The 26,577-nt window shown below is 68.8% G+C and carries 23 protein-coding genes; 9 read left to right on the top strand and 14 right to left on the bottom strand.

Features of this window, described 5'->3' with window-relative positions:
- Nucleotides 1-13: 13 nt before the first annotated feature.
- The 3 genes from DS843_RS19610 to DS843_RS19600 all read right to left on the bottom strand — a co-directional run bounded on the left by DS843_RS19610 (nucleotide 14) and on the right by DS843_RS19600 (nucleotide 3,011).
- A complete protein-coding gene (locus tag DS843_RS19610) occupies nucleotides 14-838 on the bottom strand; it encodes a substrate-binding periplasmic protein (RefSeq protein WP_286192197.1) in 825 nt (274 codons plus the stop codon).
- A 7-nt stretch (nucleotides 839-845) separates the two neighbouring features.
- Entirely contained in the window at nucleotides 846-1,622 is a 777-nt protein-coding gene (locus DS843_RS19605; protein WP_149470521.1) for a substrate-binding periplasmic protein, read from the bottom strand.
- A gap of 291 nt (nucleotides 1,623-1,913) precedes the next feature.
- The gene (locus tag DS843_RS19600; protein WP_286192196.1) at nucleotides 1,914-3,011 is read right to left on the bottom strand and encodes a hypothetical protein; all 1,098 of its coding nucleotides are present in this window, start codon (nucleotides 3,009-3,011) and stop codon (nucleotides 1,914-1,916) included.
- A 259-nt stretch (nucleotides 3,012-3,270) separates the two neighbouring features.
- On the opposite strand from DS843_RS19600, the gene DS843_RS19595 reads away from it, so the two are divergent.
- On the top strand, nucleotides 3,271-5,364 hold the full coding sequence (locus DS843_RS19595; RefSeq protein WP_167525372.1) for a methyl-accepting chemotaxis protein: 2,094 nt from the start codon (nucleotides 3,271-3,273) through the stop codon (nucleotides 5,362-5,364).
- A gap of 6 nt (nucleotides 5,365-5,370) precedes the next feature.
- On the opposite strand, the gene DS843_RS31810 is transcribed toward DS843_RS19595, so the two are convergent.
- The 4 genes from DS843_RS31810 to exbB form a co-directional block, all read right to left on the bottom strand.
- Nucleotides 5,371-6,519, bottom strand: a complete 1,149-nt coding sequence (locus tag DS843_RS31810; RefSeq protein ID WP_286192195.1) for a DUF2325 domain-containing protein — start codon at nucleotides 6,517-6,519, stop codon at nucleotides 5,371-5,373.
- A gap of 123 nt (nucleotides 6,520-6,642) precedes the next feature.
- Nucleotides 6,643-7,506 (bottom strand): energy transducer TonB, encoded by an 864-nt coding sequence (locus tag DS843_RS19585; protein WP_149470519.1) that lies wholly within the window; start codon nucleotides 7,504-7,506, stop codon nucleotides 6,643-6,645.
- Complete coding sequence (gene exbD, locus DS843_RS19580; RefSeq protein ID WP_149470518.1) at nucleotides 7,503-7,925, bottom strand: TonB system transport protein ExbD; 423 nt, start codon at nucleotides 7,923-7,925, stop codon at nucleotides 7,503-7,505. The genes DS843_RS19585 and exbD overlap by 4 nt, the downstream gene beginning before the upstream one ends.
- Nucleotides 7,926-7,929: 4 nt before the next feature.
- Nucleotides 7,930-8,838 (bottom strand): tonB-system energizer ExbB, encoded by a 909-nt coding sequence (exbB, locus tag DS843_RS19575; protein ID WP_149470517.1) that lies wholly within the window; start codon nucleotides 8,836-8,838, stop codon nucleotides 7,930-7,932.
- Between the two features lie 154 nt (nucleotides 8,839-8,992).
- Here exbB and DS843_RS19570 point away from each other — a divergent pair, with 154 nt between their 5' ends.
- Nucleotides 8,993-9,262, top strand: a complete 270-nt coding sequence (locus DS843_RS19570; protein WP_149470516.1) for a hypothetical protein — start codon at nucleotides 8,993-8,995, stop codon at nucleotides 9,260-9,262.
- A 14-nt stretch (nucleotides 9,263-9,276) separates the two neighbouring features.
- Here DS843_RS19570 and DS843_RS19565 read toward each other — a convergent pair whose 3' ends face one another.
- From DS843_RS19565 to DS843_RS19555, 3 genes are all read right to left on the bottom strand, one after another.
- Nucleotides 9,277-10,098 carry a hypothetical protein gene (locus DS843_RS19565; RefSeq protein ID WP_149470515.1) on the bottom strand — a complete coding sequence of 274 codons (822 nt, stop codon included), beginning with the start codon at nucleotides 10,096-10,098 and terminating at the stop codon, nucleotides 9,277-9,279.
- 162 nt (nucleotides 10,099-10,260) lie between these two features.
- A complete protein-coding gene (locus DS843_RS19560) occupies nucleotides 10,261-10,617 on the bottom strand; it encodes a Lin0512 family protein (protein WP_014241764.1) in 357 nt (118 codons plus the stop codon).
- Between the two features lie 108 nt (nucleotides 10,618-10,725).
- Nucleotides 10,726-12,477: a reprolysin-like metallopeptidase gene (locus DS843_RS19555; RefSeq protein WP_149470514.1), complete on the bottom strand. Its 1,752-nt coding sequence runs from the start codon at nucleotides 12,475-12,477 to the stop codon at nucleotides 10,726-10,728.
- Nucleotides 12,478-13,038: 561 nt separating this feature from the next.
- Here DS843_RS19555 and DS843_RS19550 point away from each other — a divergent pair.
- The 4 genes from DS843_RS19550 (at nucleotide 13,039) to btsR (ending at nucleotide 16,544) form a co-directional block, all read left to right on the top strand.
- On the top strand, nucleotides 13,039-13,557 hold the full coding sequence (locus tag DS843_RS19550; protein ID WP_286192194.1) for a septal ring lytic transglycosylase RlpA family protein: 519 nt from the start codon (nucleotides 13,039-13,041) through the stop codon (nucleotides 13,555-13,557).
- Nucleotides 13,558-13,590: 33 nt separating this feature from the next.
- Complete coding sequence (locus DS843_RS19545) at nucleotides 13,591-13,998, top strand: hypothetical protein (RefSeq protein ID WP_149470513.1); 408 nt, start codon at nucleotides 13,591-13,593, stop codon at nucleotides 13,996-13,998.
- 120 nt (nucleotides 13,999-14,118) lie between these two features.
- Nucleotides 14,119-15,828 carry a sensor histidine kinase gene (locus tag DS843_RS19540; protein ID WP_149470512.1) on the top strand — a complete coding sequence of 570 codons (1,710 nt, stop codon included), beginning with the start codon at nucleotides 14,119-14,121 and terminating at the stop codon, nucleotides 15,826-15,828.
- Complete coding sequence (gene btsR / locus DS843_RS19535; protein WP_149470511.1) at nucleotides 15,825-16,544, top strand: two-component system response regulator BtsR; 720 nt, start codon at nucleotides 15,825-15,827, stop codon at nucleotides 16,542-16,544. Before DS843_RS19540 ends, btsR begins: the two co-directional genes overlap by 4 nt.
- Before the next feature lie 116 nt (nucleotides 16,545-16,660).
- Here the strand turns inward: btsR and DS843_RS19530 are convergent, their stop codons facing one another.
- Nucleotides 16,661-17,230 (bottom strand): TetR/AcrR family transcriptional regulator, encoded by a 570-nt coding sequence (locus DS843_RS19530; RefSeq protein WP_149470510.1) that lies wholly within the window; start codon nucleotides 17,228-17,230, stop codon nucleotides 16,661-16,663.
- Between the two features lie 309 nt (nucleotides 17,231-17,539).
- On the opposite strand from DS843_RS19530, the gene DS843_RS19525 reads away from it, so the two are divergent.
- From DS843_RS19525 to DS843_RS19515, 3 genes are all read left to right on the top strand, one after another.
- Nucleotides 17,540-18,130, top strand: coding sequence for a methyltransferase family protein (locus DS843_RS19525; protein ID WP_149470509.1), 591 nt, complete (start codon nucleotides 17,540-17,542; stop codon nucleotides 18,128-18,130).
- Between the two features lie 211 nt (nucleotides 18,131-18,341).
- Entirely contained in the window at nucleotides 18,342-20,153 is a 1,812-nt protein-coding gene (locus DS843_RS19520; protein ID WP_149470508.1) for a carbon starvation CstA family protein, read from the top strand.
- 231 nt (nucleotides 20,154-20,384) lie between these two features.
- Nucleotides 20,385-21,638, top strand: coding sequence for an MFS transporter (locus DS843_RS19515; RefSeq protein WP_149470507.1), 1,254 nt, complete (start codon nucleotides 20,385-20,387; stop codon nucleotides 21,636-21,638).
- Nucleotides 21,639-21,796: 158 nt separating this feature from the next.
- Here the strand turns inward: DS843_RS19515 and DS843_RS19510 are convergent, their stop codons facing one another.
- Genes DS843_RS19510 through DS843_RS19500 form a run of 3 tightly spaced genes read right to left on the bottom strand, consistent with a single transcriptional unit; the run spans nucleotide 21,797 to nucleotide 26,555 of the window.
- On the bottom strand, nucleotides 21,797-22,960 hold the full coding sequence (locus tag DS843_RS19510) for an osmoprotectant NAGGN system M42 family peptidase (RefSeq protein ID WP_208852277.1): 1,164 nt from the start codon (nucleotides 22,958-22,960) through the stop codon (nucleotides 21,797-21,799).
- A gap of 17 nt (nucleotides 22,961-22,977) precedes the next feature.
- Nucleotides 22,978-24,771, bottom strand: coding sequence for an N-acetylglutaminylglutamine synthetase (gene ngg, locus DS843_RS19505; RefSeq protein ID WP_149470506.1), 1,794 nt, complete (start codon nucleotides 24,769-24,771; stop codon nucleotides 22,978-22,980).
- A gap of 8 nt (nucleotides 24,772-24,779) precedes the next feature.
- Nucleotides 24,780-26,555 (bottom strand): N-acetylglutaminylglutamine amidotransferase, encoded by a 1,776-nt coding sequence (locus DS843_RS19500; RefSeq protein ID WP_149470505.1) that lies wholly within the window; start codon nucleotides 26,553-26,555, stop codon nucleotides 24,780-24,782.
- Between the last annotated feature and the right edge of the window lie 22 nt (nucleotides 26,556-26,577).

Here is a 26,577-nt window from a genome sequence, read left to right as displayed (position 1 = left end):
GGCCGGTTCCGGTTCAGTAGATGTCGAAGGGGAAGTAGTTGCGGTTGATCCGCTGGTAGGTGCCGTCGTTCCGCAGGGCCGTCAGGGCCCGGTCCACCGCCGCCTTCAACTCGTGCCGGCCGGGCGGGAAGACGATATGAACGGTGCCGCCCAGCCCGTCTTCGGACATCGGGGTGCCGACGGTCTCGAATCCGTCCCCGGCGTCGGACAGCAGGAAATGAACGACGTTCAGCGTCGGGCCGATGGCCATGTCGCACTTCCCGTCGCGCATGGCACCCCACAATTCTTCCAGCGTGGACACGGTCATCAGGTTGGCCAGCAACGCGGGGTCCGAGCCCGCCAGCCGGGACAGCGCCTCATGCTGCCGGGACCCTCGGATGGCCGCGATGCGCCGGCTGCGGATCGCCTCGTCCAGGGCCATCTCGGGCTGGCCCCGCTGGCCGACCACACTGCTGCTCGACCGCCAGTAGGGGATGGAGAACAGGAGCCGCTGCTCGCGGTCCGGCGTGCGCAGCACGTTGCCGAAGCCGATGTCGTAGCGGCCCGAGGCGACCTCGTCGATGATCTGCTTGAAGGGAGCGGCGTCGAAGCTGCACACCGCCTGCAGCGACCGGCACAACTCCCGTCCGAAATCGATGTTGAAGCCGGTCAGGGTCCCGTCGGCGTCGCGGTCGCTGAAGGGCGGGGAATGGTCGATGACCACGATGCGCAGGAACGGGCGGTCGGCCGGCGGCGGCGCGTCGGCCCGGACCGGCTGGGCCACTACGGCGAGACCGGCCAGAAGCGTCGCCCGGATCAGGACGGCGCGCGCGGCGGGAAGGCGCATGCGGATGCCCATGGCCGCCTCAGTACATCCGGAAGGGCAGGAAGCGGGAGCTGATGGCGTCGTACCGCCCATCGGCCAGGATGGCGCGCAGGGCCGTGTTGACGCGGTCGCGCAGTTCCTCCCGCCCCAGCGGCAGGACGATGGCGGACTCGCCGCCCAGCCCGCTTTCGGTCAGCGGGTCGCCGACCACCTCCAGCGCCTCGCCCTCCGCGCTGGTCAGCAGGTGGACGGTGACGGCGGTGGGCGCCAGCGCCAGATCGACCCGCCCGTCCAGGACGGCGCGCAGCGCTTCCGCCTGATCGTCGTAGATCACCACCGTGCAGCCGACGTTCTTCGCGGTCAGATAATCGTACTGCTTCGATCCGCGGGTGACCGAGACGCGCTTCCCGGCCAGTTCCGGCGCCACGCCCGGCGTCCATTCGCCGGCCCGCCCGATGTAGCTGGAGCTGGACCGCTTGTGACGGTCGGTGAAGAGGTACTTCTTCATCCGCTCCGGCGTCTTCAGGATGCTGGCGACCGCGAAATCGGCGGCGTTGCGGTCCAGCAGATCCAGGACTTCCGGGAATTGCAGGGCGGTGATCTCGCAGCGGACGCCCATCGTGTGGCACAGCGCGCGCGCGATCTCCACCTCGAAGCCGGTCAGGTTGCCCTGGTCGTCCAGCATCGCGTAAGGCGCCATCTTCCAGGTCAGAACCCGGTAAACCTCCTCCGCGCGCGCGGGAAGCGCCGCCGCGACGCAGAGCAGGAGGGCAAGCCCCATGGTCGCGAAGAGGCTGAGCGGCGTCGGACGGTTCATGGGCTGCCTCGGCAGAGCGGGAGTGGGAGCGGTATCCATCCTTGCGTTGCGATGCATTGGGGATAGCATCTCCCGGTTGTTCACGGCGAAGCTCAGGGGAAAAATCCCGGGCACGCCGAAACAATACCACTCCTCACCGTATGGTCAAGCCAGAGTGAGCCCATAAGCTGTTACGAAACAGGCGCGAACCATTTCATCAAGCCAACATGGCGGTGGTTTCCCGTCACACGCGCGGGCTTTCGACTTTCTTCGCGACATGAATTCACCGCCACGATGCCGGCTTTTCCTCCGTCACCAGCCCAGGCGGCGGGAAAGCACCGGGCCGAGGTCGCCCCGCCATTCCTTCAATTCGGCCTCCGCCCGCTCCACCGCGCGCTGGTCGCGGTAGCGCTTGAGCGCGCGGTTCGGATCGCCGCGCATTTCCATGGCTTGCAGCCGCTTCGCCACCTCCGGCTCCGACGCCACGGCCTGACGCCAACGTTCCAGCCGCACCTCCGCCACCGCATCGACAATGGGCTGAAGCGCCGGCATGCGGCCCAGCTTCTTCACGCCGGGGGCCAGACGGGCGGCGGCGGCGGACGCGGCCTCCTTCGGGATGCGGGGGAAGGCGCGCTGCACCGCCTGGATCAACGCGTCCTTCAGGTCGTCGCCGCGCTGCTTCGCCTCGGCTCCCCGGCTCAGGCGGGCGGCGCTGCGCGCCTGCTTCTTGAGGTGCCAGGACAGGATGCCGTCCGCGATCTCCCGCGCGTCGGCGTCCATCCAGACGACGGCCTCCGCCCCGCCCGCGAGCACCGCCTTGGCATCGTCGGGCAGTTCGGGGAGCAGTTCGGGGTCGGCGCCGGACGCGGCGCTGGCCAGATGCAGCGCCTTCAGCGACCGCAGCGAGCGCGTCCGTGCCTCGTCCCCGTCCAGCAAAGCCGGCTCCGCCATCGTTCCGCCGTCCAGCAGGGCCTGCAGAAGCTCCAGATCGCCATGCGTCCAGCGGCGGGAGGCGGTCAGCCGCTCCACCCGCAGGCGCAGCAGATCACGCACCGCCGGGCGGGGGGCCGCCGGAGCGCAGGATTCCACCCGCCACACGCCCCCCTCGAATCGGGCGACCGCCCATTGAGCGCCGTTCTCGACGGGCCGGTCCGTTGGGAAGGCTCCGTCCAGGTTCCAGCGGTCGCTGGCCCGCAGGCATCCCTCCGGCGGGGCCAGCCACGGCGTTCCCGGCTTGGAATAGAAGCTGGCGGCCACCGGATTCCGCAGGACGAAGCGCCAGCCCGCGACCACCATGGCGAGGCTGTCGGGCATGGCGGCGGGGCGCGGCCCGTCACCCAGCTTCAAGAGGGGTTCCGGGGTTTCCCGGCTGGGCTGGGAGGTGTCGGGCGACGGGTTTTCAGACGGCATAATGGCTCCTTCCGGCGGCACTGTAGCACAGCGCGGGGCGAAGCCCGGCAACTTTGCGGCCGTGCCGTCCGGTTGCCCTGTCCGTCGCGCCAATAAGATTTCTGCCAAGGCAGGGTTGCAATAACCTCAATGGAATTCCGGATTATGGAATGACGGGGCGCCCATTCCGCCATCCACATGCTCTTTGACAAAGATCAAGGAAGCGGCGGCGGACCTGCCTTTGACTCATCCAATGCTGTCCGTCCTCAAGGCGAATTCGATGCAATCCCTGCCCATCAAAGCCGTTCTACCGGTAATTGTCGGCGGACTCGCCCTCCTCGGGGTGTTCACCGCCGGAAAAACCGCCGTCGACGCCCTTCATGGGGCTGAGGCGGCCACGGCTTACCGGCGGGTCAACGAGGCGGCCGGCCGGATGGTCGTTGCCGCCGGCGAACTTGCCCTTGAACGGGGCGCCACCAACGGCGCGTTGAACGGCGCGGCCCCGCTCTCCGCCGAACGGCGCGCCCGGCTGCAGCAGCGCCGCGACGATGCCGACGGCGCGCTGCGCGCCGCGCTGGCCGAGCTGCGCGGCGTGCCGGAGATGGACCGGCACGGCCCGCGCGTGGCCGAGGTGGAGGCGTCGATGGACGCCTACCGGGACCAGCGGCGCGGGGTGGACGAGGCGCTGTCCCGGACCGCCGCCGAGCGTCCTCCGGCGCTGGTGTCGGGCTTCTTTGCCGGGACGATCACCGCCCACATCGATCGCATCGGCGCCCTGCGCCTTCTGCTGGAGTCGGTCGCCCCGCCGCCCGAGACGGCGACGCTCCAACTCGTCCGGCTCCGCGGCCACGCGGCGGACATGGCCGAGCACGCCGGGCGGGAGCGCGGTCTTTTCAACGCCCTCATCAGCGGGGGCCGGCCCGTCGCTCCCGAACAGGCGGAGGCGCTCGCGAAGTCCCGCGGGAGGCTGGAGCAGGCGTGGGACGGCATCCGCGCGCTGCGCGCCCGCCCGGACCTGACGCCCGAGCTGGCACGAGCCATCGACGGGGTCGAGGCCGCCTTCTTCCAAGGCTTCGCCGAGACCCGCCGGGCGGTGCTGAAGGCCGGAGCGGATGGCCGCTACCCGCTGACCTCCGACGAATGGATGGCGCGGGCGACCGCGGGCATCGATCCCATCCTCGGACTGGCCGGGGCGGCGGGCGGCGCCATCGACGCGGCGGTCTCGCGGTCCGCCCATACCGCGCAACGCGCGCTGTTCGTCAGCCTTGCCGTCCTCACGCTCGGCCTGCTGCTGGGGGCGGGCGGTTCGCTGCTGGTGCTGCGCCGGATCGTCGGCCCGCTGACGGCGATGACCGCCGCCATGCGGCAACTGGCGGACGGGGATCTGGCGGTCGCGATTCCCGGCGCCGGGCGCGGGGATGAGATCGGCGCCATGGCCCGGGCCGTGCAGGTCTTCCAGGAGCACGCCATCGCCCGCGAACGGCTGGAGGCGGAGCAGGCGCGCGAACGGGACGCCCGCGAACACCGGGCGCAAGCGCTGGACCGTCTGGCCCGGGGCTTCGAAACCAAAGTGGGCGAACTGGTCGGAACCCTGTCCTCCGCGGCGACGGAGATGGAGACGACCGCCGGCACCATGTCGGCGGCGGCGCAGCAGACCAACCACCAGTCCTTCGCCGTGGCCGCGGCGTCGGAACAGGCGTCCACAAACGTGCAGACCGTGGCGGCGGCGACCGAACAGCTCACCGCCTCCATCCAGGAGATCAGCGGCCGCGCCGCCCAATCGCGCGCCGTGGCGACGCGGGCGGTGGAGGACGCCCATCGGACGGATGAGACGGTGCGGCTTCTGGTCGGCAGCGCGCAACGGATCGGCGAGGTGGTCGGGTTGATCCAGGCGATCGCCAGCCAGACCAACCTGCTGGCGCTGAACGCCACCATCGAGGCCGCCCGCGCCGGCGACGCCGGCAAGGGCTTCGCCGTCGTGGCGCAGGAGGTGAAGACGCTGGCGAGTCAGACCGCAAAGGCGACCGACGACATTTCCGTCCAGATCGCCCAGGTCCAGACCGTCACGCAGGACGCCGTCGCGGCGATCCGGGCGATCGGCGCCGTGATCGGCGAAATGGACGAGATCGCGACCGCCATCGCCGCCGCGGTGGAGGAGCAGGGGGCCGCGACCCAGGAGATCACGCGCAACCTTCATCAGGCGGCGGCCGGCACGCAGCAGGTCGCGTCCAACATCGCGGGCGTTCAGCAGGCGGCCACCGAAACGGGGGCGGCGGCGACCCAGGTGCTGGGCGCGGCGCAGGAGTTGTCGCAGCAGGCGGAGCGGCTGACCGGCGAGGTCGACGTTTTCCTCAAGGGCGTCCGCTGCGCCTGACGCGGCTCAATGATGGGCCGCCTCTTCCCCGGCGCCGTCCTGTCCGAAGCTGTGCAGGATGCGGGCGAAGCTGGTGGCCCCGGCGCTGCGCATCGGAACGAAGGGCTTGCCCATGCGGCGGCACAGCCCCTTCACCCGCAGGCAGGCGTCGTGGCTGACGCAATCGACGGGGCAGACCACCACGTCGGCGCGCTCCACCAGACCTTCCAGGCAGCGGGTGGTCTGCTCGAACCCGCCGTCATGATGCAGCAGGCAGCCGTTTCGGGTTTCCACCGCCGCCCGCAGATGGGGAAGGCTCTTCGTCCGTCCGCCCACGTAGAGGATCGCGCGCCCGCCCAGGTCGGTTGGAGCCGAGACCTCTTCGGAGGGGCGGTGGCGGGCCGATGCCGCCGGGGCGTCGAGCAGCCGGCGCAGCCGTTCCACCTCCGCCTCCGCATGGCGGGCGCGCATGCGCTCGCTGGCGATACGGCGGTGCAGGGCGTCCATCGTGCGCAGAAGCCGCGCTTGCCCCGGCGCCCGGACGGGCGTGGGCTTCGGGGCGGCCGTTTCCGGTGCCGCCGGTGCCGTGCGCCGGGCCGCCACTTGTGATTCCAGCTCCCGGATGCGGGCGTCCTTCTCGGCGATCCGGTCGGCGGCCGCGCGCTCCTGCTTCGCCAGCCGTGCCGCCAGCTCGTCGCAGCGCCGGACCAGATCGCGGTTTTCGCGCAACTGGCGCCGGCTCTCGCCGCCCATCAGGTGGGAGAGCATGTGCACGTCGGCGAAGGCGCGCACCCGCACCGCGTCGGGCATGGCGCCATGGCTCAGCACCCCCCAATAGGCGGCGGCCACGTTGCCCGAGGCCACGGCGGCGGTCCACAGCGCCATCCAGCCCTCTTCCGTCGTCTCCCGCGCGAAGCGCTTCACCGCCGGGGCGAAGGTCTCGTCCAGCCGCTTGTGCATCAGCCGGGCTTCCGGCCCGTCCTCCGCGGACTTCTCGACGAAGTAACGGTGGATGTCGTAGGGGCGGGCGTCCGCCGTGGGGACCAGCTTCAGCCGCCGGCACAGCCACGCCACATCCTCCGACGACAGGCAGGTGCCCACGAGCGAGCAGTGATACTCCGTGGGGATGGTCCACAGCTTCCGGCGCTTGGCCTGTCCCACGACACAGGACGGCACGGTCTTCCGACAACGCTCGCACATCGTCTTCCCCCCGACTGGCTTCGACCGCATTAGAATGCGAATCAGTCGCATTTGCAAGTGCGGATCGTGCCCGCCGAACCGGTGGAGCGGCGGGCCGGGTCAGCGCAGGAAGAACTGCACCGGCACCACCAGTTCGATGCGGTCCTGCGCCGCTTCCGGCGGCGGGGCGGGCAGGGGGGAGGCGCGTTCGACCAGGGCCAGCGTCTCTTCGTCCAGCGCCTCGAAGCCGGAGCCCTTGTACAGCCGCACCGCCAGCACCTGGCCCTGCCGGTCGAGCGTGATGTGGACCTGCGGAACGCCCTGCTGGTTCCGCATCTTGGCGATGCGGGGGTAACGCTTGTAGCGTTCCAGATGGCCGACGACGGCGCCGTGCCAAGTGGGCACCGCGTTGCTGTTGCGCGCCACCGGCGCCGCCTGGGTCGGCGCACCCGCGGGCGGAGCGGCGGACGGGGCGGCGCTGGCGGGGGCCTCCGTCACCGGCTTCGCGGGGACCTGCGGTTCCGGGCGCGGCTTCGGCGGTTCGGCCTTGGGCTTCGGCTTGGGCTCTTCCTTCGGCTTCGGCTCTTCCTTCGGCTTCGGCTTCGGCTTCGGCGGCGGTTCCGGCAGGGCGACCTCCGCCGGGACGGGCGGGGGCGGCTCCGGCGTGATCTCGGGCAGCGGTTCGGGTTCCGGCTCCGGCTCGATCACCGGTTCGGGCGGCATCTCCGGCTGGGGGAGCATCGATTCCAGGGTCGGCGGCGGCTCGGCGGGCGGGGTTTCCGGCAGCGGCGCCAGATCGATCATCACCGCGGGCGGCGTGGCCGGGGCCTCCTCCATCGCCACATGCCAGGACAGGGCTCCGACCGCGACGAGGGCGTGCGCGCCCAGCACCACCAGAAGGCTGCCGCCCCAGCGCGCCAGGACGGGCGCGGTGCGTTCCTCTCCGTCCGGAAGCCCGTTGGGATCGAAGGCCGTCACGCTCATTTCGCGGCCGCGCCTTCCAGCCCGACCAGAGCGATCTTCAGATAGCCGGCGGCGCGCAGCGCGTTCATCACCTCGGTCAGCGCGCCGTAATCGACGCTGCGGTCGGCGCGCAGGAAGACGCGCGCGCCCTTGTCGCCGTTCGTCACCCCGTCCAGCGCCGCCGCCAGGGACTCCCGCGCCACCGGCGTGTCGCCGACGGACAGGCTGAGGTCGGCTTGGATGGTCAGGAACAGGGGTTTGTCGGGTCGCGGCTGCGGCTGCGCGGTCGAGGCCGGCAGGTCCACCGGCACGTCCACCGTCGCCAGCGGGGCGGCCACCATGAAGATGATGAGCAGCACGAGCATCACGTCGATGAAGGGCGTGACGTTGATGTCGTGCGATTCGGTGAGATCGTCGCCGTCGTCCAGACGCGCCGCCATGGCCTTACTCCGCCGCCTTGGACACGCTGCGCGGCAGGGCGCGGCGGTCCATGTCGCGGCTCAGCAGCCGCAGCACCGCCGCCGACGCGTCGCCAAGCTGGGCGCGGTAGCCGCCGATGGAGCGGGCGAAACCGTTGTAGATCACCACCGCCGGGATGGCCGCCACCAGACCGATGGCCGTCGCCAGAAGCGCTTCGGCGATGCCCGGCGCGACGACGGCGAGGTTGGTCGTCTGCGACTTCGCGATGCCGATGAAGCTGACCATGATGCCCCACACCGTGCCGAACAGGCCGACGAAGGGGGCCGTGGAGCCGATGCTGGCCAGGATGCCGGTGCCGCGCATCATGCGCCGCCCCTCCGCCGCCTCGATCCGTTCCAGGCGTGAGGCCGCGCGCTCCTTCAGACCCTCCTGCGAGGGGGCGTCGGCGGACTGGTGGGCCTCCGCGATCACCGCGCGCAGGAAGGCGGTGGCCGGGGTCTTCTCGAAGCCGATGCTCTCCGCCGCCTGGGTCAGGGAGCGGGCCTGCTCCAGCGCCGCCAGGGACGCCCGCGCCTTGCGCTTGGCCTTGGACAACTCCAGCGACTTGGCGAGGAAGATGGTCCAGGTCGCCACGGAGGCCAGCGCCAGCCCGATCATAACCGCCTGCACCACCGGGCTTGCCGCCATGAACATGCCCCAGGGGGACAGGTCATGCGGCAGCGTCGCCGTCGCGGCGGCGAGATGGTCCAGCCCCGCCGCGGCGTCCGGCGCCGCCAGCGCATCGGTCGCGGGGGCGGGGGCCGCGGGAGCGCCGCCATTGGTTGCGGGGATGCCCTGCGCCCAGCCAAGTCCGGTCGACAGGACCGTGCCGGCGGCGGCCATCGCGGCGATGGATCGGGTGTGAAGCGCTGTGAGCATGGGCGGTTTGAACATGGGCGGTTCGAACTTCTTTGCGGCTGACTCCCGTTCTGTATAGTGCGAACGACTCTCATTTGCACCCATAAAGTGCCATAGTGCTGCCATGCGACAAATCGGCGGCTTGCCGGTTGTTCACAGCGCGCACTGTGAATCGCAAGGGGAGATTGCAATGTCCACCGTCCGGACCGTATCGGAACACGGCAGCCTCCGGCTCGTGGAGCGCGAGGGCCGCTACGCCGTGGTCGAGGCGCGCGACGGCACCCTGTACGGGCTCCACGGGGAGGAGGGCGAGCGCCCCAGCGCGCCGGACCGTCCGAACGCCGCCGAGGCCATCGAGGCTGTCGTGGCACCCGGCGACTGGGGCACCGAGGACGACGCCCGCCGCCGGTTCGAGGAGCTGGCTGCCCGCGGCGACGAGCTGGCCCGCAAAATCTGGTGACCGGCTTGCTCGGCTCAGAAAGCCTGGATCGCCTTTGAGGAAACCGTGCGCCATCGGGCGTCGGCGTCCTTCAGCATCGTCTGGATATGGCCGATGTGCACCTGACCGTAGAGGATCAGGATGTTGCGGTCCGGCTCTTCGCGGATGGCCTTCACCACCTTTTCCTCGCGCAGGGTGGTCAGCGCGGCGGGCAGGACGTCGCGGGCCATGCTGCCCGACGCGGTGGTCGCCAGCATGATCCGGATGGCGGCCTGGACGCGGCGCTGCACCCAGCCCGGAAGCTTGCCGTACTCGTCCCGCAACTGCGCGAGATCGACGGTTTCCCGGTCCGCGCCGTCCGGGTCGTCGGGCGGCAGGGCGGCCAGCAGTTCCGACAGGGTGACATCGACGTTGCGGGCATCCGGCCCCGGCGGGCCGATCAGGGCGCGGTTGTCCTGGAGCACCAGCCCCTCGCCGAGAAGCCCGGCCATCATCTCGTAGGGATGCTGCCGGCTGTCCGGGTTCCAGTCCGCCCCCAGCCGGCGCAGAACGTCGGCGACCCCGGCGGGGGAGGAAGCGTCGTCGGGACGGACCTCCTCGTAGAAGACCAGCCAGCCTTCCTGCCGCCGCTGGGCGATGTGACGGGCGATGCCGCTGTAGAATTCCGGCTTGGCGACATGAACCATCCCCTGCATTTCCACCTGCCGCCGCCCGTCGCTCATGACGACTCGCGACAGTTCCAGCGGGATGTGGTCGGCGATCACCGGCAGGGCGGCCACCGCCCCCACGGCCAGGGTGACAAGGCCGCCGGTCAGGATGCCGACGGCGATCAGGGCGGTTCGGAGCGCGCGCTTCATGCCCCGACGCTGGCACGAAACGGGGGCGGGGGCAACCGCGCCGGTTTTCTGCCGTGGGCGGATGATGGCTTCCATCATCCGCCCACGGTCAAACCCGACAGATCAATGCGGCAGCATTGATTGAAAGGGTGATGCGGATGAAGTCGCCAGACGCCGTCCGTATCACACTCCCACTTCCACCGCGGCGTTGACGATGTAGATCATCTCGTTGCGGTCGTTCTTGTCGGCCAGGAAGATGCCGCTGGGCGCCAGCATCCCGCCGGACACCACGTTGAACGACACCTGCCCATAGGGGAAGACGGCCCGCACGGCCTCCAGGTCGAGCCGGTCGGCGTCCGCCGGAACGGCGAGATGGACGCGGACCTGCATCCGGCTGGTGTCGCCGTCCACCAGCGCGCGCATGCCCGGCATGGAATTGCGCTCGATGGCGTTGCGTACGGCCCGCACGGCGGCCTTGGTCACGTCCTGCCCGTGCAGATCGGCGCCCATGCCGAGTTCGACGAACATCACCTGCTTCATGGTCGTGGCTCCATCCTTGTTCCTGGATCGGCGGTCGCCCCGAGAATGCGGGAGGATCGCCGCGGCGCCTCGCCCGGCCTGCGGCCTTTTCCGAATCGCGGAAAGCCGTCAGCCGATCCGGAAGGCGAGGTAGCTGTCGGTCCCCACCTGTCCCGGCAGGGCCAGCAGCCCGCCGGGCGTGCGCCCGCTGAAGGTGAGGCTGAGGTCGGTGCCGCCGTTGCCGTCCATGTCGATCCGCGCGGTCGCCCCCTGATAACCGCCGGCCCCGGCCAGATCCTCCCAGGTGAGTTTGGACGTGGTGTCCCGCCAGCCCCAGGCGACGGCCCATTCCTCCGGTTGCAGGTCGGTGACGGTGGACCATGTGACGCCCTCGCCCCGTCCGTCGATGAAGAAGGTGTCCAGGCCGGCCCCGCCGGTCAGGAAGTTGGAGCCCACGCCGCCGTCCAGCACGTCGTTCCCGTTCGCGCCCTGGGCGGCGTCGTTGCCGCCGAGGAGGTTCATGAAATCGCTCCGCGTGCTGCCGATGACGGCCTCTCCGCTCGCCGTTCCCAGAAACTGGTTCTGAAGACCGGCGACCGGGCCGGAATAGGGCGTCATCCGAACCTCGTAGCTCCGGGCGCCGTCATGGACGAGGGCGCGCTGGTCCGGCTCGGCGCGGGGCAGGGCGGCGGCGGCCTCCTGCCGGGTGATGCTGCGGTCGGTGAAGACCAGCCTCTCGACGCCGCGCAGCCGGTCGGTGCCTTCGGCCCCGGTGACGCTCAGCTCCGCCCCGCTCCCCGGCGGAGCGCCGGTCACGAAGGCGTTGGACGAGGGGAAGCCGTAGAGGGCCGTGTCGTTGCCGGTGCCGCCGTCCAGGAGATCGTCGCCCGCCCCGCCGGCCAGCGTGTCGTCGCCCGCTCCCCCCTCCAGCGTGTCGGCGAAGGCGGAGCCGGTCAGCCGGTCGCCCGCCTGCCCCCCGATGACCAGTTCGATGCGGGTCCCGCGGCCGACGAAGACCTGGTCCGGCGCCAGGATCGAGGACGCCTGCGCCGAGAACCACCCCCAGCCGTCCGTCAGGTCGATGGTGACGGGGGTGTTCGCCCCCGCCGCGGACAGGGTGTCGTTCCCCCCACCGTCCCAGATGTAGCGCCCTGCCGCCCCCGGCGTCAGGAGGTAGAGGTCGTCGCCCGCCCGCACGGCGGGGTTGGGGCCGTAGAGGTTCTGGATCGCGGCGACGTCGTAGACGCCCAACCCGCCGGGCCAGACGCCGTAATAGGACATGACGGTGTTGGTCCGGTTGTCCTCGGACGGGGGAAGGAACGGCGGGGTGCCGCTGCCCGTTCCGTTGTAGTCGCCGGGATGCTTCAGGCCCAGCGCGTGGCCGATCTCGTGCACATAGGTCCGGTAGCCGGCGGATTCGGGGTCGAGGTAGATGTAGGACCCCGCCGCGTTGGGATAGTAGGCCATGCCGGAGGCGCCGAAGGCGTCCAACTGGCTCATGTGGAATTGGAGATTGGCGGTCATGGGCGCCGCCGATTCCACGAAGGCGATGTTGGAAACCGCGCTCCATTCCCCCATCGCCTGCAACGCCATGGCCCGCTGGCTGTCGTTGAGGGGCCGGAAGCCGGGCACGTAGCGGATGCCGGCGTCCACCACCCAGCCGTAGGTGAGGGTGTAGGGCGCCGTCGAGCCGCCGTCCGGCGGCGCCCCCCAGCGGCGCCCGCTGTCGAAGGCCCGGATGAACAGGGGATCGCCGGCCCCGCCCGTCGTCCGCCACGCCGTCTCCATCGACGGGTCGAACGATCCTCCGCTCGGGGCCGATTGATGGCCATCGATTCCGTCCGCGTTTACAACAGGACCGGGAATCCGAAACTCGCTCATTCCTGCGCACTCCGTCAGGGTGGACCGGTCATTCGCTAAATTCGTTCCGAATTTCGTTGATGTTTGGCGAAAACGGTGAGCGTTCGTCTTTCAATGGGCGAGTATTTATGACGGTGGGCCGGATGGCCCGCAATGGATCAGACGGTGTTCATAACCCCCGAAGAGGGAATTTTTTCAGCGAATTTTCAGAGCCTTGTGCCTGCTCCGGGAAATTCTCTCCGTGTCCTCGCGGAGCGGCGATGGCTTCCGGTTCTCCACCGTGTGATGCCGGAAGAATTCTCGGGGATGCTCGAAGAACAGTCGCCGCAAGTAAAGACGTCTGTCTGCGTCGCCATGCCATCGATAACGCCAAAGTAAAATCGTTAAGAAATATTAAGGCGCAATCCTGTCACAGGATAGACGTGAATTCGCGGATTGACACGATGGGCGGATTCCGCAACCGTTGCCGCAGAACAACAACGGGGGAGAAATAGAGTGCGGTATGGCTGTGTTGCGCTCGCGATTTGTGCTGTTTCTGTTGGTGCATGCTCGACCAATGCACAGATTGCCTCCGTCCCGCCATTGCCGCAGGACATCGACGTCGAGTACATTGGCGCTGGGGAGATCGCGTCCCCGGCCGCTTTGGAAATCGAACCGGTTTATGTCCATGAAGGGAAGGCGTCTTATTATGCGGACTTCTTCCATGGCCGCACCACGGCGTCGGGGGAGCGCTTCAGCCAGAACCGGCTGACCGCCGCGTCCCGCCGGCTTCCCTTGGGCAGCCGGGTGACGGTGACCAACGCCGACAACGGGCGCAGCGTCGAGGTCGTCATCAACGACCGCGGCCCCTACGTGAAGGGCCGGGTGATCGATCTGTCCCGGAAGGCCGCCCATGAGCTGGGCATGATCCAAGACGGCGTGGTGGATGTCCGCGTCGAAGCCCGGCCGTCCGACCAGCCGAGCCGCTCCCTGCGCCAGCGGCTGGAGCGCATGGTCGCCGCCCTTGACCCGGACGGCACATCCGCGCCGGAGCGGTTCGTGACCGTCGCCGAACGGCCCGACACTGATCCGGAAAATGCGGAGCTGGGCGCCGCCGAATAGCGGAAGCCGTGCCCACAAAGGAGGTTCCGACCCATGCTGAAGCTCGTGATCCGTGACACGCACCACGCCGCCGGCCTGTTCCTGGAGCAGGTGGACAACGTCCGCCAGCTCATTGCCGAGTTGCAGGCGCTGAAGCGCGTTCCGTCCGCGTCGCTCTATCTGGAAGGGCTGGCCGAGCGTTGCCTGCGGCGCGGCTGGACGGTGATCCCCGCCGACCCGCTGATCCGCGGCTGCGCGTCGCGCACCCACATCGTGGAATTGCATCTGGACCCCAACCAGCCCGGCGCGCCCTTCGTCGGCATCTACGAACCGGGGGAGGACGGCAACCCCTGCCGCCGCCTGCACGATTCCCTGGAGGGGCTGGCGGGGCGCCTGCGCCTGCCGCCCACCAACATCGGCGCCCTTCCGCCGGCGACGCAGGCCCCCGCGCTGGCCGCGTAGCGGCACCGCCGCGCTGGGATGCTCCGGCTGCATCCATTGATTGGAATCATACCGCGGCATGGCGGGCGGGGGTAGCCTGCGGGCCGGCAATCCCGCCGTCCGCCACCGCCACGCGCCGCCATGACCGTCGAGCATCTCAGCCTCGTCTTCCTGCTGCTCCAGCAGATGTGCGTGTATCTGGTCATCGCCTACATGCTGAGCCGGACGCCGCTGTTCCTGCCGGTGATGCAGGTCACCGTGCGCTGGCCGCACAAGCTGGCCTGCTACGTCATCTTCTCGATGTTCTGCGTCATGGGGACCTATTTCGGGCTCCAGATCGACGATTCCATCGCCAACACCCGCGCCATCGGGGCGGTTCTGGGCGGCATCCTGGGCGGCCCTTCGGTGGGGCTGGCGGTCGGCTTCACCGGGGGGCTTCACCGTTATTCGCTGGGCGGCATGTCCGCGGTGGCCTGCGCCATTTCCACGGTGGCGGAGGGGCTGATCGGCGGGTTGGTGCACCGGCACTTCGTCCGCCAGGGCCGGATCGAGCCGCTGTTCGACCCGCTGCGCGTCGGCGCCGTGTCCTTCGTGGCCGAACTGGCGCAGATGCTCATCATCCTGCTGGTGGCGAAGCCCTTCCCGGCGGCGGTCCATCTGGTCGAGGTCGTGGCCCTGCCGATGATCGTCGCCAACACGCTGGGGGCCGGGCTGTTCATGCGCATCCTGATGGACCGCCGCGCCCTGATCGACAAGCAGTCCAGCGCCTTCTCGGCCAAGGCGCTGAAGATCGCGGCGCGGGCGGACGGCGTGCTGCGCGGGGGCTTCAACGAAGAGAACAGCATGCGGGTCGCCCGCATCATCTACGAGGAGACGGGCGTCGGCGCGGTCGCCATCACCGACCGGGACAAGCTGCTGGCCTTCATCGGCGTCGGCGACGACCACCATCTGCCGGGCACGCCGATCACCTCGCCCCAGACCTACCAAGCCATCGCCAACAACCAGGTTCTCTACGCCGACGGCGATCTGGTGACCTACCAATGCTCGATCCACCCGAACTGCCGGCTGGGCGCCTCGCTGGTGATCCCGCTGGTGGGGGAGGACGACCGGGTGATCGGCACGGTGAAGCTGTACGAGCCGAAGACCAAGCTGTTCTCCACCATCAACCGCACGCTGGGGGAAGGCATCGCCCGGCTGCTGTCCAGCCAGATCCTCGCCGGGCGTTACGAACGGCAGAAGGCGCTGCTCGCCCAGTCGGAGATCAAGCTGCTGCACGCGCAGGTGAACCCGCATTTCCTGTTCAACGCGCTGAACACCATCTCCGCGGTCATCCGCAGCGACCCGGAGCGGGCGCGCCAGCTCGTGCGGAGCCTGTCGATCTTCTTCCGCAAGAACCTGAAGCGGCCCAGCCAGGAGGCCACCGTGGCCGACGAGGTGGAGCATGTCAGCGCCTATCTCCAGATCGAGCTGGCGCGCTTCACCGGGCGCCTGTCGGTGGAGATCGACGTGCCCGACGGGCTGCGCCACGCCCGCCTCCCGGCCTTCCTGCTCCAGCCGCTGGTGGAGAACGCCATCAAGCACGGCACCTCCCAACTCCTCGGCCCCGGCCATGTCCGCATCGCGGCGCGGCGGGAGGCCGGCGACCTGCTGCTGTCGGTGGAGGACAACGCCGGCCTCTATGAGGAGCGTCCGGGCGGCGACGGGCTGGGCATGTCCATCGTGCACCGCCGCGTCCGCAACCGCTTCGGCGGTGGTTACGGGGTGGACGTCGCCTGCGAGGCCGACGCCTTCACCCGCATCACCCTGCGCCTTCCCCTGGACATCCCAGCCGTCGCGGAGACCGCGCCATGATGACCGTGCTGATCGTGGACGACGAGCCGCTGGCCCGCGGGGAGCTTCGGCGCCTTCTGGAAGAGGCCCCCGACTTGAGGATCGCCGGGGAATGCGCCAACGCCATCGAGGCCATCGGCGCCATCAACCGCCAGCCGCCCGACGTCGTGTTCCTGGACATCCAGATGCCGCGCGTCAGCGGTCTGGAGATGCTGAGCATGCTCGATCCGGAGCGGATGCCCCGCATCGTCTTCCTGACCGCCCACGACGAATACGCCGTCCAAGCCTTCGAGGAGCACGCCTTCGACTACCTTCTGAAACCGGCGGACCCGGTCCGGCTGGCGAAGACTCTGCAACGGCTGCGCCGCGAGCGGGCGCCGCAGGATATGGCCGTGCTGAAGGACGCCGCACCGCTGCGGCTGATCCCCTGCACGGGTCACAACCGCATCTCCCTGCTGAAGCTGGAGGAGGTGGAGTGCGTCGCCTCCAAGGCCAGCGGCGTCTTCGTCGTCGGCGCCGATGGGGAAGAGCGCTTCACCGAACTGACCCTGCTGACCTTGCAGGAGCGCACGCCGCTGGTGCGCTGCCACCGGCAATATCTGGTCAACCCCGACCGCATCCGGGAAATCCGCCTGATCGACAACGGGCTGGCCGAAATCCAGACGCTGGGCGGCCAGAGCATTCCCGTCAGCCGCCGCTTCCTCGGCCCGCTGAAGGAGCGGCTGGGCATCGGGTGATAGAGTTTATCGGGTTCGCGATCTGGACGCTGAGCGATTGGAGCGCCGTTACCGCTGAGAATGCCTAGAAAATGCGGGCGCAGTCCTCTGGAGGTCATCCGGCTTTCCGCAGAGTCTCACGCAGTGCCGCGAGCTTCGAGAATTGCGCGCACCAAGCCTGGGATGTCGTCTCCCGGCACCATCTCATCGATGATGAGCGTCGACAGGCCGTGCACGAACGACCAAGCGCCGATCGCGGCCGCCCGGTTGCCCCGCCCTTCCGAGTTTGTCAGCGAAACGGCGTCGGCGAGTTCTCCAAAACTCCGTGACGCGGCTTCCGTAAGGGCCGGGTATCGACTGCGGTCGCCAATGGCAGGCCCGAACATCAGGCGAAACCGTCCGGGGCGGGCGACGGCAAACTGCACGTAGGCGATCGCCATGGCCGACAACACGTTGTCCGCTCCATCAGCCGCAGCCCTGAGGGCGGCGCCCAGTTCTTCGTATCCTCGGGTGGCCGCCGCTGCCAGCAGATCCTCCTTGCTGGAATAGTGTCGATAGCATGCCGTGGCGGAGACGCCGGCGCGGCGGGCGACTTCGCGCAAGCTGACCGCCCCCGTGCCGCCTTCGTCGAGCAGGGCCTCGGTCGCCAGCAGCAGTGCGGCCCGAAGGTCACCATGGTGATAGTTCCTCGGCTTTGATGTTGACATTGCTCACATCGACGGTCATGTTAACGTCGTCAACATACACGGCTGCCGAGGCGTTGTCCGCACCCTATTCGAATGCCGCCACCATACCGCATTCCCCCGCCCAAAATCCGTGCGGGGATCAAGGCCGCGTCTCGAACGTGAGGGCCGTATGACGGATCTGTGAGAAACAGGGGGCCGCCGCGTCCGGGGGGCTCGTTCACGATACTTCTCGTGGTCGGAAGAGGCGCTGCTGTTGGTTTGAGATTGACCGGCTGAACACAGCATACGACGCAACGGTGAGGCTGGATATTAGAATTCAATGAGGTTCTCATGCATCCGATATCTTGGAACTTGCTGCTTTCTGTGACCCTCTCAACCGTCTGCTTTGCCGCTTTCACCTGGGGTGTCAAACGGCATTTCCTTGTACACCAGCGCGTACCATCCGGCACAGTTGTGATGGGAGCACTGGGGTTACTCGGGATGGGGGTGTTCCTCGTCAGCGTCGTCATGCAGCCCCATGGCGCGGCGATGCCGGTTGCGCTCTATGCCGCATCGCTGACCCTTTTCCTTTGGGCCGTTGTCGCGACGCGCCGCCAACGGCTCACGCTGGCTTTTTCGGAAGACAGCCCGCAGCACTTGGCTGCCGGCGGTCCATACCGGTTCGTCCGACACCCCTTCTACGTGTCGTACATGCTGTTTTGGCTTGCCAATGCTGTGGCGACGGCGGCTTGGGCTCCGTGGATCGTCTTGGCCGCGATGTCGGGCATCTACGTGCTCGCGGCTGTCAGAGAGGAAGGCAAGTTCATGCGCTCGACGGTCGGCGATCTCTATGAGGAATACCGCAGGCAGACGGGCATGTTCTTTCCGAAAATCGGTCCGGGCCTTCTCAAGGGCGCACCGGGCGTCGCTCCGCGGGCATAGAGGGCTTTGGTGCGAAGCTCAGCGTGATAGGGCTTGCCCGCACTTGGATGGCAGCGAAAGGCGTTCGTTGAACGAACGAAAGAGGAGAACCCCACCGCTCGCCCCCGTTTTTTGACCGCTCGCCACGCCATGGCGCCGCTCCGGGGAGAGCACCACACGGGGCGCGGAACCCGGCCTACCGTGACGGCAGTTCCTTCCAAGGAGAGCTGTCATGGATCACGCCCTTACATTTGTGATCGCGACACTCTGCATCCTCGCCCTCTGCTACCGCTTCTACGGCGTGTTCTTTGTGCGCAAGGTGCTCCGTGCCGATGATTCCGAGGTTACGCCGTCGCATGTGCTGGCCGACGGGCGAAACTATGTTCCCACCAAGAAGTGGGTGAACGCCGGCCAGCATTTCGCGGCTATCGCCGCCGCCGGCCCGCTGGTCGGCCCCGTTCTGGCCGCGCAGTTCGGCTATCTGCCGAGCTTCCTGTGGCTGCTGATCGGCTGCGTCATCGGCGGCGCGGTGCACGACACGGTCGTGCTGTTCGCCTCGATGAAGCACAAGGGGCAATCCCTGTCGGAGGTCGCGAAGGCCGAACTCGGCCCGGTCGCCGGCTGGTGCACCGGTCTGGCGATGCTGTTCATCATCACCATCACCATGGCCGGCCTGTCGATGGTCGTCGTCCACGCGCTGGAACGCAACGCCTGGGGCGCCTTCGCGGTCTTCATGACGATCCCGATCGCCGTCGCGCTGGGCCTCTACGAGAAGGTCACCGGCTCGTCCAAGGGCGCCACGCAGGTCGGCATCGCCGCCATCGCCGCCTCCGTCTTCGCCGGCCCCTACATCCAGGGCACGGTTCTGGGAACCTGGCTGACGCTGCACGCCGAGACGGTGGCGCTGATCCTGCCGGTCTACGCCTTCTTCGCAACGGCGCTGCCGGTCTGGCTTCTGCTGACCCCGCGCGGCTACCTGTCCAGCTTCATGAAGGTCGGCGTGTTCGGCGCGCTGGTCGTCGGCGTCGTCTTCATCAACCCGGAAATCCGCTTCCCCGCCCTGACCGAGTTCATCCATGGCGGCGGCCCGGTGCTGAAGGGTCCGGTGTGGCCGTTCATCTCGATCACCATCGCCTGCGGCGCCATCTCCGGCTTCCACGCCTTCATCGGGTCGGGCACCACGCCCAAGCTGATCGACAAGTGGAGCGACATCCGCACGGTGGCCTTCGGCGGCATGCTGGCGGAATGCGTGGTCGGCGTCATGGCGCTGATCGCCGCCACCTCCCTGCACCCCGCCGACTATTTCGCCATCAACTCCGCCCCCGCCGCCTTCCAGGCTTTGAACATGCAGGTCGTCGATCTGCCGCGGCTGAGCCAGGACATCGGCCTCGACCTCTACGGCCGGACGGGCGGCGCCGTGACGCTGGCGGTCGGCATGACGGAAATCTTCACCCGCGTTCCGTGGTTCAGCAACCTCGCCTCCTACTTCTTCCAGTTCGTCGTGATGTTCGAGGCGGTGTTCATCCTGACCGCCGTGGACAGCGGCACCCGCGTTGCCCGCTACCTGATCCAGGACCTGGGCGGCGACCTCTATGCCCCGCTGAAGCGTCTCGACTGGGTGCCCGGTTCGATCGCCGCCAGCGTTCTGGCCTGCGTGGCCTGGGGCTACCTGCTGACGTCGGGCGACATCAACTCGGTGTGGGCGCTGTTCGGGGTGTCGAACCAGCTCATGGCCTCGGTCGGCCTGATCATCGGCGCCACGATCATCCTGCGCCTGGGCCAGAAGCGGTCCTACATGCTGACCTGCCTCGTCCCGCTGGCCTACCTGTTCGTGACGGTGAACTACGCCGGCTACTGGATGATCGCCAACGTCTATCTGAACCCGGCGGTCAAGGGCTACAGCGTCTTCAACGCCGGCATCTCGATCATCATGCTGACGCTCGGCTTCGTGATCCTGATCGCCGCCCTGAAGAAGTGGAAGGAACTCCTGCGCATCCGCAAGACCAACCTGCCCGAGACGCTGATCGCCACCCCGGCTGAATAAACCGGCACCAGGGGGAACCGACCCCCGGCAATCGGCTTCTCAACCGGAAGAGGTATCGCTGCTCCCCCAGCGGTACCTCTTCCGCGTTGCTGTGGAATGGCTGGGGCGCCCCCGAATCCGCGAATTACAAGGGTTGATTCGCGGTACGGCGGGTGCCATCCAATGGGCCGTCGCCGCAGCCTCCGGGCTGCGGCGACGATTTCGCGTGAATGGGAACAGGTGGTCGGACATATGCCGCAGGTTGCACGATCGGTCCTTTCGCTCCTGCTGGGGGTCGCTTTCCTGATGATGGGCAACGGTGCGCTCAGCACGCTCATCGGCCTGCGGCTGGCCGGAACGGAGTCCGGTGCGGTCGGGGTGGGCCTCATCACCGCGGCCTTCTACGCGGGGCTGACCGGCGGTTCGCTGTTCGCCCACCGGGCCATCACGCGGGTCGGCCACATCCGCGCCTTCGCCGCCTTCGCCTCCGTCCTGTCCGCGGCGGCGCTGTCGCACGCCCTGTTCGTCGCCGTGCCGCTGTGGGCCGTGCTGCGTCTGGCCGAGGGCTTCTGCATGGCGGGCCTCTACATCTGCATCGAAAGCTGGCTGAACGGCACCGCCAACAACGAGACGCGCGGGCAGATCCTGTCGCTCTACATGGTCACGCTCTACGCCGCGTCGGCGGTGGGGCAGCAGCTCCTGCAACTGGACGACCAGGCGGGCGTGCGCATCTTCATGCTGATCGCCATCCTGCTGACGCTGGCCCTGGTGCCGGTGGCCCTCACGCGGACCACCCCGCCGACGCTGCCGAAGGTGGAGTCCTACGGCCTGCGGCGGCTGTACGAGGCGTCGCCGCTGGGCGTCGTCGGCGTCTTCATCAGCGGGGCGGTGACCGGCTCCATCTACGGCCTCGCCCCGGTGTTCGGCGCGGTGTCCGGCTTCGGGGTGTCGGGGACGGCGCTGTTCATGACGACCCTCATCCTGGGCGGGGTGGCTCTGCAATGGCCGCTGGGCCGGCTGTCGGACCGGTTCGACCGGCGCGCCGTCATCATCGGCCTGTCGGCGGCGCTGGCGCTCGTCAGCGTGGGCATGGTCCTGGCGGAGGGCAGCGGGCGGCAGGAGACGCTGCTTCTGGTGGCGCCGCTGTTCGGCGGTCTGGCCTTCACGCTTTACCCGGTCTGCGCCGCCCACACCAACGACCACGCCGGGCCGGAGAATGTGGTGTCGGTCAGCGGCGGACTGATCCTCGCCAACTCGGTGGGGGCGATCATCGGGCCGCCGCTGGCGTCGGCTGCCATGGGCGCCGCAGGGCCGGAGGCGCTGTTCGGCTTCATCGCCGCTGGGGCCTCGTCCGCCACGCTCTACGGCCTGTGGCGCACGCGGATGCGCCCGCCACCGCCCGCCGAGGCGCAGGCCAGCTTCCGCCCGCTGCCCCAGACGACGCCGACCGTCACCCCGCTCGATCCCGTGGGTCCGCCCCGTCCGGAACCGGCGCCGGGGGATTGAGGGGGCTTGTGGTGTGAAGCCCTCTCCCCCCTGGGGAGAGGGTTGGGTGAGGGGGATTTACGCCCGGAAGGGCGGAGAGACGTGATGACTTGGCGACGCGGATCGCCTGCGGCGCCCCCTCATCCTAACCTTCTCCCCGGAGGGGAGAAGGAACGGGGTTACTCTTCCGAAACTTTCGCGGGGGCGGTGGGCTGCCAGGGGAAGGCGCCCATCGGTCCCATGCCGACGCGGTCGCGCGGGATGGCGACGTCGCTCTGCATGTAGAGCGCGATCAGTTCGGCCAGCGAGCGCAGCGAATCCGCGTGGATGCGCTCGTAGCCGTGGGAGCTGTCGATGCCGAAGCAGACCAGCGCCGTTCGGATGTCGTTTCCGGCCTCGATGGCGGCGGCGCTGTCGCAACGGTAATAGCGGAAGACGTCGCGCTGGTGCTCGATCCCATGCTGCTGGCACAGCGACAGCAGCTTGTGCGTCAGGTGATAGTCGAAGGGGCCGGTGCTGTCGGCCATGGCGACGGTCACGCCGAACTCGCGGCTGTTCTGGCCCATGGCGGTGGTGCCGTTGTCGATGGTCACCATCTCCGCCACGTCCTTGTGCAGCACCGACGACGCGCCGGACCCGACCTCCTCCGAGATGGTCAGGAGCAGGTGGCAGTCCACCGGCAGCGGCAGCTTGGCGTCCAGGACCGCCTTGGCGGCGGCGAAGATCACCGCCACCCCCGCCTTGTCGTCGAGATGGCGCGAGTTGATGAATCCGCTGGCGTCGAACTCCGCTTGCGGGTCGATCGCCACGAAGTCGCCGACGTTGAAGCCGTGGGCCTGCAACGCCTCCAGGGTCTCGCTGCGGGCGTCCACGCGGATTTCCAGGTTGGTCCAGGCCACCGGCTGGGTGTCGATCTCCTCGTTGAAGGTGTGGCCGGACGCCTTCAGCGGCAGGATGGTCCCGCGGTAGCTGCCCTTGTCGGTGAAGACGGTGCAGCGCGCCCCTTCGGCGAAGCGCGCCGACCATGTCCCGATGGGCACCACCTCCAGCCGGCCGTTCGGCTTCAGCATCTTCACCTGGGCGCCCAGCGTGTCGAGATGGGCGACCACGGCGCGGTCGGGGCTGTACTGCCGCCCCGCCAGATCGGCGCGGATCGCGCCGCGCCGGGTCAGCTCGAAGGGAATGCCCAGACGGTGCAGTTCGTCGCCGCAGAAATGCACGATCTGGTCGGTGTATCCGGTCGGGCTCGGGATCTCCAGCAGGCGGCGGAGAAGGCCCGTCAGATAGTCCATGTCGATGACCGGCCGGACGATTCCGGTCCGCGCCAAGGCTGCCTGCTCCATACCACCTCCTGCACGCATCACGCCCGCGGATCGTTCGCCGAATAGGGCGCGGAATAGGGGAAGAGAAGATCGAGGAAGCGTTCGGCGGTCGGCTGCGGTTCGTGGTTGGCAAGGCCGGGCCGCTCGTTCGCCTCGATGATCGCGTACTCGGTCCCCAACAGGTCGGGGATCAGAAGATCCAGACCGACCACCGGAATGTCGAGCGCGCGCGCCGCCTCCACCGCCGCTTCCACCACGCGGTGGTGCAGGCGGTCGGTGATGTCGTGCAGCGTGCCGCCCGTGTGCAGGTTGGCCGTCTTGCGCACGGCCAGCGTCTGCCCTTCCGGAAGGACCGAGTCCATGGAGAAACCGGCGTCCCGCACGCAGCGTTCCGTTTCCTCGTCCATCGGAATGCGGCTTTCCCCGCCGGTGGCGGCGGCGCGGCGGCGGCTCTGCGCCTCGATCAGTTGGGCGATGGTCCGGTCGCCGGTGCCGACGATCTCCGCCGGGCGGCGCACGGCGGCGGCGACCACGCGGTGGTCGATGACCAGGATGCGCACGTCCTGGCCCTGCACGAACTGCTCCAGCAGGACCGTGTCGCAGATCTTCTTCGCCTTGGCGATGGCCCAGGACAGGGTTTCCGCGTCGCGCACGTCCACGGTGATGCCCTGGCCCTGCTCGCCGCGCGCGGGCTTCACCACGACGCTGCCGTGGCGCTCCAGAAAGGCGGCGTTGTCGTCCATGCCGGCGGCGGTCATCTGGTCCGGCACCGACAGGCCCGCCCGCAGCAGCGTGCGCCGGGTCACCGCCTTGTCGTCGCAGCGGAACAGCGCCACCGCCGAGGTCAGTTCGCTGAGACTCTCGCGGCACAGGATGCTGCGCCCGCCGAGGCTGAGGCGGAACAGGTTGGACTCCGCGTCCACCACCTCCACCCCGATGCCGCGGCGCCGGGCCTCGTTGATGATGATCATGGCGTAGGGGTTGAGGCTGGCCTCCACCGCCGGGCCGGCGAACAGCTTCTCGTTGATCGGGTTCTTGGTCTTCAGCGCGAAGACCGGCACCCGCCGGAAGCCCAGCTTCTCGTACAGCGCGATGGCGTTCGCGTTGTCGTGCAGGACCGACAGGTCCATGAAGCTGCGCCCGCGCTCCTTGAAATGCTCGGCCAGAGCGCGCACCAGCGCCTCGCCGATGCCGGGATAGGCGGCCTGCGGATCGACCGCCAGACACCAGAGGGAGGAGCCGTTCTGCGGGTCCTTGAAGGCGCGGACATGGTCCACCCCGGTGACGGAACCGATGACCGCGCCGCTGACCGGATCGGTGGCGATCAGGTGGGTCAGCACGCGGCTGTCGCGCTCCGCCCAGCAGAATTCCGGGTCCATGGTGACCATGCCGCGCGCGCCGTAGATGCGGTTCACGGCGTCGGCGTCCTCACGGCTGCGCGGCTTTTCGATGGAGAAGCCGCGCGTCTCCATGCCGGGCCGGAATCCGGCCAGCCGCAGGCGGTAGGTGTGGGAGGGGTCCAGGAACAGCTCGGTCGGGGCCTGGGCCAGCGCGACGTGGGGGTCCTCCAGATACAACGCGATGTCGCGCCGCCCCGGCCCTTCCTGCCGCATCGCCGCAATCAGTTCCCCGACATCGGGAAAGGTGTGGGCGAACAGCAGGCGGCCCCAGCCGCAATTCACCACCGCGCGCGGCGTCGGCCCTTTTTCCATTCCCGCGTGGCCCACCCCCGTCCGGCGGCTCGGGCGCGGCGTGTCCTCGCCCATCAGGGCGGACACCAGGGCGCGTTCGATACGGAAGGGCGTCTGGTTGCGATTCTGCATCGTCATCATGCGGTGTTTCAGATCCCGTGGGTTTGCAGCCAGAATTCCAGCAGGGCGGCCTGCCAGAGCTTCGAACCGCGAAGCGGCGTGATGTGGGTTTCCGGATCGCTGAACAGGCGGTCCAGATAGGCCGGCTGGAACAGCGCGCGCTGCTGCGCGGCGGGCTGGTTCAGCACGTCGCGCACCAGCTCCAGATAAGGGCCGCGGAGGTACTTCAGCGCCGGCACCGGGAAATAGCCCTTGGGCCGGTCGATCACCTCGGAGGGGACGACCCGGCGCGCCGCCTCCTTCAGCACGTATTTGCCGCCGTCGCGCAGCTTCAGTTCCGGTGGAACGCGGGCGGCGAGTTCGACCAGATCGTGGTCGAGGAAGGGCACGCGCCCCTCCAGCCCCCAGGCCATGGTCATGTTGTCCACCCGCTTCACCGGGTCGTCCACCAGCATGACCGTGGTGTCGAGGCGCAGCGCCTTGTCCACCGGGCGGTCGGCGCCGGGGCGGGCGAAATGGGCGGCGACGAAGGCGCTCGCCGCGTCCTCGTCGGCGAGGTATTGCGGGTTCAGCGCCTCGGCCATCTCCGCGCGGTTGCGGTCGAAGAAGACGCGGGCGTAGGTGGACAGCGGGTCCGCAGCCTCCATCATCGGCGGGTACCAGTGGTATCCCGCGAAGATCTCGTCGGCACCCTGGCCGCTCTGCACCACCTTCACATGCTTGGAGACCTCCTGCGACAGCAGGAAGAAGCCGATGGCGTCGTGGCTGACCATCGGCTCCGACATCGCCCGTACGCAGTCCTGAAGGGCGGGCAGGGCGCGGCCGCTGTCGATGAACAGCTTGTGGTGGTCGGTCTGGAACCGCTGGGCGATCAGGTCGGAGTATTGGAACTCGTCGCCCTTCTCCTGCCCCACGGTCTCGAAGCCGATGGAGAAGGTCTGAAGGCCGGTCTGCCCGGCCTCCGCCAGCAGGGCCACGATGACGGAACTGTCCAGCCCGCCCGACAGAAGCACGCCGACCGGCACGTCGGCCACCAGACGCCGTTCCACCGCCTTGCGCAGTGTGGAGAGAACGGCGTCCTGCCAGTCGCCCTCGGACATCCGCTCGTCGCCGGGCTGCGGGCCGAAGACCGGCTCCCAATAGGTTTCCTCGGTGCGGCGCCCGTCCGGCTCCAGCGTCAGCAGCGTGGCCGGCGGCAGCTTGCGCACGCCCTTCAGGATGGTCCCCGGCGCCGGAACGACGGCGTGGAAGCTCATGTACTGGTAGAGCCCGACCGGGTCGATCGCGGTGTCGATGTCGCCGCCGGCCAGCAGGGCGGGCAGGGTGGAGGCGAAGCGCAGCCGCCCCGCCGTTTCGGACAGGTAGAGCGGCTTGATGCCCAGCCGGTCACGTCCCAGCGTGACGCGCCCGCTGTCGCGCTCCCAGATGGCGAAGGCGAACATGCCGTAGAGCCGCTCGACGAAGCGGCGGCCCCAGGCGTGATAGGCTTTCAGCAGGACTTCGGTGTCGCCGTGCGAGAAGAAGCGGTAGCCCTTGGCCTCAAGCTCCGCCCGCAGCTCCGGGTAATTGTAGATGCAGCCGTTGAAGACGATGCCGAGGCCGAGTTCCGGATCGGTCATCGGTTGCTGCGCCGCTTCGGACAGGTCGATGATGCTCAGCCGCCGGTGGCCGAAGGCCAGCCGGCCATGGGCGAAGACGCCTTGCCCATCGGGGCCGCGCAACGCCAGCGCCTCGGTCATCGAGCCGACCGCGGACGCGGAGGCCGGGCGAGAATCGAAGCGGATTTCCCCGCTGATGCCGCACATTGTAGGAAAAATCTCCGTATCG

Source organism: Roseomonas genomospecies 6 (assembly GCF_008365375.1).
Taxonomy (GTDB): Bacteria; Pseudomonadota; Alphaproteobacteria; order Azospirillales; family Azospirillaceae; genus Azospirillum.
The sequence above is the reverse complement of the archived record's forward strand: the minus strand, read 5'-3'. Positions and strand labels throughout refer to the sequence as shown.

Excerpts from the sequence above, each read along its gene's own strand:
- DS843_RS19610 (WP_286192197.1), bottom strand. The coding sequence starts at position 838 with ATGGGCATCCGCATGCGCCTTCCCGCCGCGCGCGCCGTCCTGATCCGG.
- DS843_RS19605 (WP_149470521.1), bottom strand. The coding sequence starts at position 1,622 with ATGAACCGTCCGACGCCGCTCAGCCTCTTCGCGACCATGGGGCTTGCC.
- DS843_RS19600 (WP_286192196.1), bottom strand. The coding sequence starts at position 3,011 with ATGCCGTCTGAAAACCCGTCGCCCGACACCTCCCAGCCCAGCCGGGAA.
- DS843_RS19595 (WP_167525372.1), top strand. The coding sequence starts at position 3,271 with ATGCAATCCCTGCCCATCAAAGCCGTTCTACCGGTAATTGTCGGCGGA.
- DS843_RS19585 (WP_149470519.1), bottom strand. The coding sequence starts at position 7,506 with ATGAGCGTGACGGCCTTCGATCCCAACGGGCTTCCGGACGGAGAGGAA.
- exbD (WP_149470518.1), bottom strand. The coding sequence starts at position 7,925 with ATGGCGGCGCGTCTGGACGACGGCGACGATCTCACCGAATCGCACGAC.
- exbB (WP_149470517.1), bottom strand. The coding sequence starts at position 8,838 with ATGTTCAAACCGCCCATGCTCACAGCGCTTCACACCCGATCCATCGCC.
- DS843_RS19570 (WP_149470516.1), top strand. The coding sequence starts at position 8,993 with ATGTCCACCGTCCGGACCGTATCGGAACACGGCAGCCTCCGGCTCGTG.
- DS843_RS19565 (WP_149470515.1), bottom strand. The coding sequence starts at position 10,098 with ATGAAGCGCGCGCTCCGAACCGCCCTGATCGCCGTCGGCATCCTGACC.
- DS843_RS19560 (WP_014241764.1), bottom strand. The coding sequence starts at position 10,617 with ATGAAGCAGGTGATGTTCGTCGAACTCGGCATGGGCGCCGATCTGCAC.
- DS843_RS19555 (WP_149470514.1), bottom strand. The coding sequence starts at position 12,477 with ATGAGCGAGTTTCGGATTCCCGGTCCTGTTGTAAACGCGGACGGAATC.
- DS843_RS19545 (WP_149470513.1), top strand. The coding sequence starts at position 13,591 with ATGCTGAAGCTCGTGATCCGTGACACGCACCACGCCGCCGGCCTGTTC.
- DS843_RS19540 (WP_149470512.1), top strand. The coding sequence starts at position 14,119 with ATGACCGTCGAGCATCTCAGCCTCGTCTTCCTGCTGCTCCAGCAGATG.
- btsR (WP_149470511.1), top strand. The coding sequence starts at position 15,825 with ATGATGACCGTGCTGATCGTGGACGACGAGCCGCTGGCCCGCGGGGAG.
- DS843_RS19530 (WP_149470510.1), bottom strand. The coding sequence starts at position 17,230 with ATGTCAACATCAAAGCCGAGGAACTATCACCATGGTGACCTTCGGGCC.
- DS843_RS19525 (WP_149470509.1), top strand. The coding sequence starts at position 17,540 with ATGCATCCGATATCTTGGAACTTGCTGCTTTCTGTGACCCTCTCAACC.
- DS843_RS19520 (WP_149470508.1), top strand. The coding sequence starts at position 18,342 with ATGGATCACGCCCTTACATTTGTGATCGCGACACTCTGCATCCTCGCC.
- DS843_RS19515 (WP_149470507.1), top strand. The coding sequence starts at position 20,385 with ATGCCGCAGGTTGCACGATCGGTCCTTTCGCTCCTGCTGGGGGTCGCT.
- DS843_RS19510 (WP_208852277.1), bottom strand. The coding sequence starts at position 22,960 with ATGGAGCAGGCAGCCTTGGCGCGGACCGGAATCGTCCGGCCGGTCATC.
- ngg (WP_149470506.1), bottom strand. The coding sequence starts at position 24,771 with ATGATGACGATGCAGAATCGCAACCAGACGCCCTTCCGTATCGAACGC.
- DS843_RS19500 (WP_149470505.1), bottom strand. The coding sequence starts at position 26,555 with ATGTGCGGCATCAGCGGGGAAATCCGCTTCGATTCTCGCCCGGCCTCC.